The following is a 10,964-nucleotide window of genomic DNA, read 5'->3' as shown; positions in this document are numbered from 1 at the left end:
TCTTTTGATGGATTTAAAACCCGAATTTTAGCAAAAATAACGTCTCTAACTATGATTCAATATATTAATAAGTTCATATTTAACAGACCAATAAACAATATTAAAATACAAATCAATTAATTACACCCAACGGGTTATAGTATAAGTATTCTTATTGGCTAATTATAGTAGATTTTGAAAGATTCAGACAAATATGAATTTTGAAATTTATGTTCATAAGTCATAAAAACTCCAAAACAGTAAAATACTTAGAATTATCTCTCAACTCCTAGCCCAGATGGTAGCGAAAAGCTTCGAGAAGCGGATTCCAATTTTTCTTGCCAGAAAAGAGCGACCAAAGCGAGCTCCTTTTATGGGTTTAGAAAAAATAGGAATCCGCTCGAGAACTTGAAGTGTACAGCTGGAATAGCTCCTTTAAAAATTAATCGTAGATAGAATTAAAAATCATCAATCAGCAAGGAATCAGACATTAAGAAATGTTTACAAAATAGATTTTTAGAAACCATAAATAATTGTATTTTTACGGTTCAAAATTTACAAAAATAAATGGGCAAAATCATTGCGATTGCTAATCAAAAGGGAGGCGTTGGAAAGACTACAACATCAGTTAATCTTGCCGCTTCATTAGGCGTTTTAGAAAAAAAAGTACTTCTTATTGATGCTGATCCACAGGCAAATGCCAGTTCTGGTTTGGGAATTGACGTAGAGTCTGTTGCCATTGGTACGTATCAAATTCTGGAACATAGTAACACTCCTAAAGAAGCTATACTCAAATGTTCCGCTATAAACGTTGATGTCATTCCTTCACATATCGATCTTGTTGCCATTGAAATAGAATTAGTCGATAAAGAAAATCGTGAATATATGCTTAAACAAGCATTAGAAAGCGTGAAAGATGACTATGATTTTATAATTATTGATTGTGCACCATCATTAGGATTATTAACATTGAATGCTCTTACGGCAGCCGATTCCGTTATTATTCCAATTCAATGTGAATATTTTGCCTTGGAAGGTTTAGGAAAGTTATTAAATACGATAAAAAGTATCCAAAAAATACACAATCCGGACTTAGATATTGAAGGATTACTCTTAACCATGTTTGACTCTAGATTACGTTTATCGAATCAAGTGGTTGAAGAGGTTCAAAAGCATTTTAATGACATGGTTTTTGACACTATTATTCAAAGAAATGTGAAATTAAGCGAAGCACCAAGTTTTGGCGAAAGCATTATCAATTATGATGCAACTAGCAAAGGCGCAACTAATTACCTGCATTTAGCTCAGGAAGTTATCAAGAAAAACAGCAAATAGTTTTATGGCAAAAGCAATAAAAAAACAAGCCTTGGGAAGAGGTTTATCGGCATTACTAAAAGATCCTGAAAACGATATCAAATCTGTAGATGATAAAAATGCAGATAAAGTTGTAGGTAATATTATTGAGCTTGAAATTGAAGCTATTGAAATAAATCCTTTTCAACCTAGAAGTAATTTCAACGAGGAATCATTGAGAGAACTAGCTACTTCGATCAAGGAATTAGGTGTTATCCAACCTATTACAGTTAGAAAATTAGATTTTAATAAATATCAATTAATCTCTGGTGAAAGACGTCTTCGTGCTTCAACTTTAGTTGGATTAAAAACCGTTCCCGCATACATCAGAATTGCTAATGACAATGAGTCGCTCGTAATGGCACTTGTTGAAAACATTCAGCGTCATGATTTAGATCCTATCGAGATTGCACTTTCATACCAGCGATTGATTGACGAAATTCAATTGACACAGGAGCAAATGAGTGAGCGTGTTGGTAAAAAACGATCTACAATTGCAAATTATTTACGTCTTTTAAAATTAGATCCTATTATTCAGACAGGGATTCGTGATGGTTTTATAAGTATGGGTCACGGTCGTGCAATTATAAACATTGAAGACCAAGACATACAAACGGATATCTATCAAAAAATTGTTAGTCAAAATCTTTCGGTTCGCGACACAGAAGCACTTGTTAAAAATTACCAAGAAAGCTTAAAACCAAAGCCAGTAGGTAAAACAAAAGCTGCTTCGTTTGAAATAGGCGAATCTCAAAAAAGTAAGTTTACAAATTACTTTGGCACAAAAGTGGATGTAAAAGTCGCTGGAAATGGCAAAGGAAAAATTACAATTCCATTCCATTCTGAAGAAGACTTTAACAGAATCATTAAATTAATTAACGAGTAGTGAATAAGATTATATTTATAGTTCTATTCTATCTAACAACTGGAACCGCAAGCGTTTTTGCTCAAGTGAAGACCGAGGGAGTTCTAGTTGGTAAAGACGCGTTAAAGTCTAAAGATATTGATCCATTGACTCCTGCCAAAGCTGCGTTTTTTTCAGCGGTTTTACCTGGTCTTGGACAAGCATATAACAAGAAATATTGGAAAATACCTTTAGTTTACGGGGCTTTAGGAACAAGTATCTATTTTTATGTGGATAATAATAAAAAATACCATCAGTATAGAGATGCTTACAAGAGTAGACTTGAGGGTTATGTGACGGATGACTTGGCTTTTCTTGACAACAATAGATTAATCGCTGGGCAAAAGTTCTATCAAAGGAATCGTGATTTATCAGCCTTAGTTACAATTGCTTTTTATGCTCTGAACATTATTGACGCAAACGTAGACGCGGCTTTAATCCAATTTAATGTTGATGAGAATTTATCAGTAAGACCAGTACTTTATCCTAACGATGTAACATTCAAAACAAATGTGGGACTAACACTTAACTATAGCTTTTAGTTTAGTGCTTATAAAGATGGATTAGTAATAGAAATTATGTCCGTTATTACATTTCTGAATAAAATTAGAAAGTTATAATTTTTAATGAAAATTGTTTTAGTTTTAATTACAGCAGTAAATTATTCTGATTACTGAAGCTTGAAAAACTTTAGAATGAATAATTTTTGTTCGAATATTATACTGGAATCTTTAAAGCGTTTTTACTTTGAGTCATATCAAATTACACAAAAATTAAAAAAAATAAAAGAATGAAAATTGCGCTTTTAGGATACGGAAAAATGGGACAAGTGATTGAAAGAATTGCGATTGAAAGAGGTCATGAAATCGTTTTAAAAAAAGACGAAAACAATACGTTCGATGGCCTATCAAATGCTGACGTCGCTATCGATTTTAGTGTTCCATCTGCGGCAGTTTCAAACATTTCAAGCTGTTTTCATGCTAATGTGCCCGTAATTTCAGGTACAACAGGATGGTTAGAAAATTATGAAGAAATGGTTCAATTGTGTAGCGAAAAAAAAGGGGCATTTATTTCTAGTTCTAATTTTAGCTTAGGAGTAAATATATTTTTTGAAATCAACGAGTATTTAGCAAAAATCATGTCTAAATTTGATTCCTACTCCGTTGGAATGGAAGAAATTCATCACACTCAAAAACTCGACGCACCAAGCGGAACTGCGATTTCACTTGCAAAAGGTATTATTGAAAATAGCTTATACAACAAATGGACATTGGAAAACGCAACTGCAAATGAGATACATATCGAAACCAAAAGAATAGGTACTGTACCAGGTACGCACAGCGTAACTTACAATTCAGCTGTTGATGCAATAGAAATTAGGCATACCGCACACAATCGTGAGGGTTTTGCTCTTGGTGCTGTAATTGCTGCTGAATGGATTGTGGGGAAAGAAGGTGTTTTTACAATGAAAGACGTACTCGAACTTTAAAACGATTTAGAACAGAAATTAGAGTTTCTAAATCCAAGAATAAATTAATAAAAGAAAAGACTGCCAAAATAATAACATTGGCAAATATCAAAATCAAAATAGCATATTATGTCAGTATATCAGTGGTTTATATTTTTTCTACTTGTTCAAATCATACATTTTTTAGGAACATGGAAACTATATGAGAGTGCGGGAAGAAAACGTTGGGAAGCAGCTATACCTGTCTACAACGCAATTGTTTTAATGAAGATTATAAAACGACCTACTTGGTGGACTATTTTATTATTTCTTCCGATAATAAATTTAATTATTTTTCCAGTAGTTTGGGTTGAAACCTTACGCAGTTTTGGAAAAAGATCTGCGTTAGATACCTTCTTAGGAATCGCTACGCTAGGCTTTTACATTTATTATGTAAACTATACTCAAAAATTAGAATATGTAACTGATAGAAGTTTAACACCTCAAAGCAAAACAGCTGACACGATCAGTTCCCTATTGTTTGCAGTTATTGTTGCTACAATAGTACATACTTATTTAATTCAGCCGTACACTATACCAACCTCTTCACTTGAAAAATCATTACTTGTTGGTGACTTTTTATTTGTGAGTAAAATGAATTATGGCGCGCGTGTTCCTATGACAACTATTGCTTTGCCAATGGTCCACGACTCTATACCATTGACAAAATTAAAATCTTATTTGACCTATCCGCAACTTCCTTACATGAGATTGCCCGGAATTCAAAATATTGACCGCACTGATATTGTCGTTTTTAACTGGCCAGTTGACACCGTTTACAAATTTTTTGACACATCAAAAAGACGCGCTTACAAACCTGTAGATAAAAAGTCAAATTATGTTAAAAGATGTGTTGGAATCTCTGGTGACAGTCTATCAATCAAAGATGGAATTGTATATATAGATGGTAAAATATTGCAATTACCGGAGCGTGCAAAACCACAATTTTCATATAAAATTGCTTTTGACGGAAAAACTCCTGTGAATTTAGAATATTTGTTTAAAGATTTAGACATCACAGATCCGGCATTTTTTACTGATGACACTAAAAGAGACACGCTAATTTTAAGTGCGTTAACGGAAGCTGGAGCTTTAAAATTCCAAAACACACCTGGCATTACAGCCGTTGTAAGACAAATATCCAAAACTGCTGATAACGGCGTTTTTCCTCATATTAATAAGTGGAATAAAGATAATTATGGTCCAATATATGTCCCTGAGCAAGGAAAAACTGTAGCTTTAACAATGGAAACATTACCATTATACAAAGCGATAATAACTGATTACGAGAATAATGAATTGAAAGTAACTGGATCAGAAATTAGAATTAACGGTGAGGTAGTAAATAGTTATACTTTTGCTCAAAATTATTACTGGATGATGGGAGACAATCGTCACAACTCTGAGGACAGTCGTTATTGGGGATTCGTACCTGAAAATCATATTGTAGGTAAACCAGTTTTTATTTGGCTAAGTATTGATCCAAATGGTAAAGGAATAAATAAAATACGTTGGGACAGAGTGTTCACTACGGTGAGCGGCGAAGGTCAACCACAATCTTATTTTAAACTATTTCTTCTTGCATTAGTAGTTTTCTTCGTTGGAGAATACTTTTGGAAAAAACGAAAAGAGTCTAAAGTTTAATTACTAGAATTTAAAGTTTGAGGTTGTAACTCAAATTATGTCTTCGAACTTTAAAATTTAAAATTTAATAAAAAGATGAATACGCTATTACACCCTACCTATTTCCCATCAATAAGTCATTTTGTGGCTATAGCGCAATCTGAAAATGTAACTTTTGAAGTAGAGGATAATTTCCAAAAACAAACTAATCGCAACCGCACCTACATTTACAGTCCTAATGGAATTCAGCTATTAAATATTCCCATAAAACATTCGAAAGAAAACAGACAAAAAACTAAGGATATTAAAATTGAGCCGGAATTTGATTGGCAAAAACAGCATTTTAAATCTTTAGAAACCGCATATAGAAGTTCGCCGTTTTTCGAATTTTTTGAAGATGACCTTCGTCCCATTTTTGATCGAAAGTATATATTCCTACTTGACCTCAATTTTGAGGTACTTGAAATTGTGCTAAAATGCATGCGAATGAAAGTAGACTTTGACAAAACTCTCGAATACTTTCATGAAATCGGGGATAATTCTGTTATTGATTTACGACATTTAGTAGAAGGAAAAAAAGACAATTCCACATTTCAAAATTACACTCAAGTATTTGATGATAAATATGGTTTTATAAATAATCTGAGTGTTTTAGATTTGCTTTTTAATGAAGGTAAATACGCGATGGACTATTTAAAAGAGCAAACCTTAATTATAAAATAGGCAAATTTTATTTAGGCGTGACCCTAAATATTGCTTCGTCATTCCTCCTCACAAATTTGGGTCGGGCTTTTTGTTCCCGCTTTTTTATTAAAGTGATAAACATCACTCCAATAAAAAGAGCTTCACTTCAAACCCTCACGCAAAAACGTATTGAAATTAACAACATATTTATTCGTACGATAACCGAGTCATTATAGGAAAATGATCTGAATTGACAAAATCAGGAAAGCTTTCAAAACTTTTAACTGTCATTTTATCATCAGCAAATATGTAGTCAATTCTCGCCGGATAATATCTAAATTTATAAGTTGCACCAAAGCCCGTTCCTGCTTCTTCGAATGCATCTTTCATCTTCCCTTTAATACTTCTGTAAACGTACGAGAAAGCACTATTATTCATGTCTCCACAAATAATAATGGGATACTTGCATTCGTTTTTATGCTCTCTAAAGATTTCTGCTTGTTGCTGCTGTTGTTTAAAAGCTTTGCTAATCCGTCTAAAAAGTTTCTGTGATTTTTGCTGATTAATAACATCTATATTTTCATCAATTTCATTGACGTCAGGAGAGATTTTGATTGATTGCAAGTGCATATTATAAACACGGATAATATCCTTTCCTTTTTTGATATCTGCAAAAACGACATTATTATTAGAGTTTGGAAAAACAATATTTCCTTGATCAATTATAGGGAATTTGGAAAATATGGCTTGTCCCGTTTTTATCTGATTTCCGGTCGTAAAAATATAACGATGTGGATAAACTTTTAAATCAATCTTAGCGGAAGCAGCATATTCCTGAATGCACAAAATATCAGGGTTTTTATCATTTATAAAACCCAAAATATCAGCTGGGACGTCATCTCTATCTATCCATTTAAAAACATTCAACAAGCGAACGTTATAACTCATTACTGTAAAATCTTTCTCTTCGACAGAAAATGGAGGAGTAGAAAATTTATAAAACTTATTAATAAAAGTTATTCCAAGCAGTAAAACTAAGCCTGATACAATCAATTGTTTTTTAAATTGAAATGCCCAATAAATAAAAAACATAGCGTTTAAAACGAAAAATAGCGGCATAAACAATGTCAAAACTGATAACAGAGGAAAAGATTTTGGCGCTAAGAATGGTAGAACATAAGCAATGAAAGTCACAAGAGTAAGGACAATATTGAAAAAAAACATTCCTTTATTAAACCATGACAAATTTTTCATTTCTTATATTTTTTTAATTTTAAGAATACATAAAACTAGCTATAAAAGTTTACAAGCGCAATTTCCAACAATTGTTTGGACTAGACGAGCTATTTACCAACTTTAAACAAGAATTCTTTTTCATCCTTAGTAAGACTGTCGTAACCAGACTGACTAATTTTATCCAAAATTTCATCAATTTGTTGTTGTGACTTATCTTTGGTGATTATTTTAGAAGTGGGCTTTTCAATTGGTTTGCTATAATTCTTATGTACTTTCTTAAAAGGAGTTCCCTCCTTCTTTCGAAATATATTTACGAAAAAATCTAAGACTGCAGTTACGATTTTACTTAAATCGGTTCCATTTTGTAGCAATTTTATGAAGATAAATCCAAAAAAAGCGCCTGCAAGATGCGATATATGTCCTCCCATATTTTCAGATCGCAATTGCATTAAATCAACAATTATAATGAAAGCAGTAACATGCCATAACTTCACATTGCCTATAATAAATAAACGAAGTTCCATTAAAGGATGATACGTAGCTGTTGCTACTAAAATTGCCATAATAGCTGCTGAAGCACCTACGATAGGTGCGCTAATATTTAAAACATAAAAAACTAAAACATAAACAATCCCTGCAAAAATAGCACTTAACAAATACAAACCTAGTAATTGCTTGCCCGTGAAATAAGTCATAAACAACCGACCTGCAAAATTCAAAACAATCAAATTGAAAAGAATATGCATAATTCCAGCATGAAAAAAAGCATAGGTAAAAAGCGACCATGGCTTCCAAACTAGATTTTCGGGATTTGAAGACAAACTCACAAATTGCATATAATCAATTTTCAATCCTACAAATGACAAAAGCGTAAAAACAAGCCAAGGAATTATAAATAACCCAGCGTTCCAGAAAATTAGTTTGATAACTATTCCTCCCGCTTTATACTGCAATTTTAAGTCGTCAATTATATTCATTACCTAATTAAATTTTAGAATTAATTCCAGCGATTTTGGTTGAACTGATTTTTCTTCCAGCACCACATTATAATAAATCCAAACAAGGCACCACCAACGTGAGCAAAATGGGCAATTCCTCCACCGCCAAAAATAGATTGACCAGAGATTCCTAAATATAAATCAACTAGAACTATTCCGGGAACAAAATATTTAGCTTTAATTGGCACAGGAATAAACATTAAAGCAAGTTCTGCGTTAGGAAACATGAAGGCAAAAGCAACTATAGTTCCATAAATAGCACCTGATGCTCCTACCGCTGTTCCTAAGTAAGCACTAGTGAAATTTTTAAACTCAGAAGTCGTTAAAACTTCTTGCCAACCTGTATTAATTTTACCTTCATTTAGAAGCTGTAAAATATCTTGTTTTTGAAATCCATTCGCTAAGAGAGTACTTAAACCATCTTGGAAAAAATAGTAATTCACGCCAGTGTGCATTAAAGCCGCACCGAGTCCGCAAGAAATGTAGAAAAATAGAAACTTTTTGCTTCCCCAAATGCTTTCTAACGCTGAACCAAAAGAATACAAGGCAAACATATTAAAGAAAATATGCATGTAACCACCATGCATAAACATATGCGAGATTATTTGCCACAATTCAAAACTAGGATTTTCAGGAAAATATAAAGCCAAATATTTATAGGCTACATCGCCTAAAGCTAAAGTGCCCACAAAAAACAATACGTTAATAATAATTAATTGCTTAACGGTTTCAGTTACGTTTCTCATATTATAAATTTTTTATCTAAATCTTCCACACGCATTGTGATGAAAGTGGGTTTTTGAAATGGGGAAACATTTGGATCTTTACAAGCAAAGAGACCATTTACTAAATTTTCCTGTTCTTTTTCTGTTAAGTGCGTTCCAGTTTTTACAGCTAAACTTTTAGCCATTGACTTGGCAATCGTATCATTTTGACTAAAACTACTTTCGGGGATTCCATCTTGTAAATCACTTAATAATTGCTCAAAAATAATGGAAACTTCACTCTCAGTGACATTAACTGGAATACCTGAAATTACAATATGATCTTTATTGTTCTCTTCAAAAACAAATCCAGTATTCATCAACGAAAGTTGTAATCCAGCGATTAACTCCATTTCACTTGTGGAGTAAAATAAATTTAATGGAAAAAGCAACTGCTGACTAGACGCTTGATGAACAGTCATATTGATAAGAAATTGCTCGTATAAAACACGCTGATGTGCACGCTGCTGGTCTACAATCACCATCCCTGACTTTATCGAAGATATTATATACTTTTTATGAATTTGATAAGTTTTATGAACAGACTGCTCAATCTCTTCATCATGAAATAAAGAAGATGTCATTTCTTCATTTTCAAAAGTTAGATGATCAACTTCATGAGGTTCTTGCTTAAGTCCAACATATAAACTCTCCCAGTTTGCTGTGGATTCTTGCTTTTTGTACGTTGAAAATTGCTTGCTAGGTTTTTCTTCAGAAAATGGATTAAAACTACCGTCTACTTGAATAGTTGGAGTAGCACCATCTAAATCCTTATAATGGTAAGGCGTGTCTAAATTTGAATCACGATCGAAGTCTAAAACAGGCGCAACATTAAATTGACCTAAACCATGCTTAATCGACGCTCTCAAAATAGCATATAAAGCTTGCTCATCATCAAACTTAATTTCTGTTTTAGTTGGATGAATATTAATATCAATTGTATGTGGAGGCAACGTTAAATTCAAAAAATAACTAGGCTGCGTACCATCTTTCAAAATTCCATCATATGCGGCCATAACTGCATGATGCAAATAACCACTTTTTATAAAGCGATCATTAACAAAGAAAAACTGTTCGCCTCTACTTTTTTTAGCAAATTCCGGCTTACTAACAAATCCTTCAATTGTAATGATATCGGTTTCCTCTTGAACAGGTATTAGTTTTTCATTAGTTTTACCTGAAAACACATTGACAATTCTCTGACGTAAGGTCGCAGGAGGCAAATTAAACATTTCGCTACCGTTATGATAGAACGTAAAATGTATTTTTGGGTGTGCCAATGCTACACGTTGAAATTCATCAACTACATGGCGGTACTCAACCGTATCCGACTTTAGAAAATTGCGACGTGCAGGTATATTAAAAAATAGATTTTTTACGGCAAAAGAAGTTCCTTTTGGCAAAACTGCTACTTCTTGTGAAATAAATTTACTTCCCTCCACAACAAGGTGGGTTCCTAACTCTTCTTGATCTTGCTTAGTTTTCATTTCCACATGCGCAATCGCAGCAATAGAAGCTAAAGCCTCTCCACGAAAACCCTTGGTATGTAATGAAAATAGATCCTCAGCTTGACGAATTTTAGAGGTAGCATGACGCTCAAAACATAAACGAGCATCAGTCACACTCATTCCTAAACCATTGTCGATAACTTGCACCAACGCCTTTCCAGCGTCTTTTATAATTAACTTGATGTCTGTCGCCCTAGCATCAACTGCATTTTCAAGAAGTTCTTTAACTACCGAGGCAGGTCTTTGAACTACCTCTCCAGCAGCAATTTGATTCGCAACATGATCAGGAAGTAACTGAATAATACTTGACATTAAAGAATTTAGATTTAAAGTTTTTGATTTTATTTTTTGAAATCAAGGAATGCAAATTTAATGAATTTCCTGCCGGAATAGTAGCTTGTTTAGTCA

10 protein-coding genes and 1 pseudogene are annotated in these 10,964 nt (G+C 33.1%); 7 read left to right on the top strand and 4 right to left on the bottom strand.

The window, feature by feature from the left end:
* The 7 genes and pseudogenes from RCH19_RS07645 to RCH19_RS07615 all read left to right on the top strand — a co-directional run.
* Nucleotides 1–120: pseudogene (locus RCH19_RS07645) on the top strand (IS982 family transposase); the annotation flags it as partial.
* Nucleotides 121–546: 426 nt separating this feature from the next.
* Nucleotides 547–1,314, top strand: a complete 768-nt coding sequence (locus tag RCH19_RS07640; RefSeq protein WP_343022723.1) for an AAA family ATPase — start codon at nucleotides 547–549, stop codon at nucleotides 1,312–1,314.
* Nucleotides 1,315–1,318: 4 nt separating this feature from the next.
* Nucleotides 1,319–2,218 carry a ParB/RepB/Spo0J family partition protein gene (locus RCH19_RS07635; protein ID WP_343022722.1) on the top strand — a complete coding sequence of 300 codons (900 nt, stop codon included), beginning with the start codon at nucleotides 1,319–1,321 and terminating at the stop codon, nucleotides 2,216–2,218.
* Nucleotides 2,218–2,778 carry a DUF5683 domain-containing protein gene (locus RCH19_RS07630; RefSeq protein ID WP_343022721.1) on the top strand — a complete coding sequence of 187 codons (561 nt, stop codon included), beginning with the start codon at nucleotides 2,218–2,220 and terminating at the stop codon, nucleotides 2,776–2,778. Before RCH19_RS07635 ends, RCH19_RS07630 begins: the two co-directional genes overlap by 1 nt.
* Before the next feature lie 248 nt (nucleotides 2,779–3,026).
* Nucleotides 3,027–3,725 carry a 4-hydroxy-tetrahydrodipicolinate reductase gene (gene dapB / locus RCH19_RS07625; protein ID WP_343022720.1) on the top strand — a complete coding sequence of 233 codons (699 nt, stop codon included), beginning with the start codon at nucleotides 3,027–3,029 and terminating at the stop codon, nucleotides 3,723–3,725.
* Between the two features lie 108 nt (nucleotides 3,726–3,833).
* Nucleotides 3,834–5,387: a signal peptidase I gene (lepB, locus tag RCH19_RS07620; RefSeq protein WP_343022719.1), complete on the top strand. Its 1,554-nt coding sequence runs from the start codon at nucleotides 3,834–3,836 to the stop codon at nucleotides 5,385–5,387.
* 75 nt (nucleotides 5,388–5,462) lie between these two features.
* The gene (locus tag RCH19_RS07615; protein ID WP_343022718.1) at nucleotides 5,463–6,089 is read left to right on the top strand and encodes a WbqC family protein; all 627 of its coding nucleotides are present in this window, start codon (nucleotides 5,463–5,465) and stop codon (nucleotides 6,087–6,089) included.
* A 168-nt stretch (nucleotides 6,090–6,257) separates the two neighbouring features.
* Here RCH19_RS07615 and RCH19_RS07610 read toward each other — a convergent pair whose 3' ends face one another.
* The 4 genes from RCH19_RS07610 to mutL form a co-directional block, all read right to left on the bottom strand.
* Nucleotides 6,258–7,304: an endonuclease/exonuclease/phosphatase family protein gene (locus tag RCH19_RS07610; protein ID WP_121925944.1), complete on the bottom strand. Its 1,047-nt coding sequence runs from the start codon at nucleotides 7,302–7,304 to the stop codon at nucleotides 6,258–6,260.
* Between the two features lie 89 nt (nucleotides 7,305–7,393).
* Nucleotides 7,394–8,263, bottom strand: a complete 870-nt coding sequence (locus tag RCH19_RS07605; RefSeq protein WP_343022717.1) for a rhomboid family intramembrane serine protease — start codon at nucleotides 8,261–8,263, stop codon at nucleotides 7,394–7,396.
* A gap of 20 nt (nucleotides 8,264–8,283) precedes the next feature.
* On the bottom strand, nucleotides 8,284–9,030 hold the full coding sequence (locus RCH19_RS07600) for a rhomboid family intramembrane serine protease (RefSeq protein ID WP_343022716.1): 747 nt from the start codon (nucleotides 9,028–9,030) through the stop codon (nucleotides 8,284–8,286).
* Nucleotides 9,027–10,868: a DNA mismatch repair endonuclease MutL gene (gene mutL, locus RCH19_RS07595; RefSeq protein WP_343022715.1), complete on the bottom strand. Its 1,842-nt coding sequence runs from the start codon at nucleotides 10,866–10,868 to the stop codon at nucleotides 9,027–9,029. Before mutL ends, RCH19_RS07600 begins: the two co-directional genes overlap by 4 nt.
* Between the last annotated feature and the right edge of the window lie 96 nt (nucleotides 10,869–10,964).

Source organism: Flavobacterium sp. PL12, from assembly GCF_039123485.1.
Classification (GTDB): domain Bacteria; phylum Bacteroidota; class Bacteroidia; order Flavobacteriales; family Flavobacteriaceae; genus Flavobacterium; species Flavobacterium weaverense.
The sequence above is the reverse complement of the archived record's forward strand: the minus strand, read 5'-3'. Positions and strand labels throughout refer to the sequence as shown.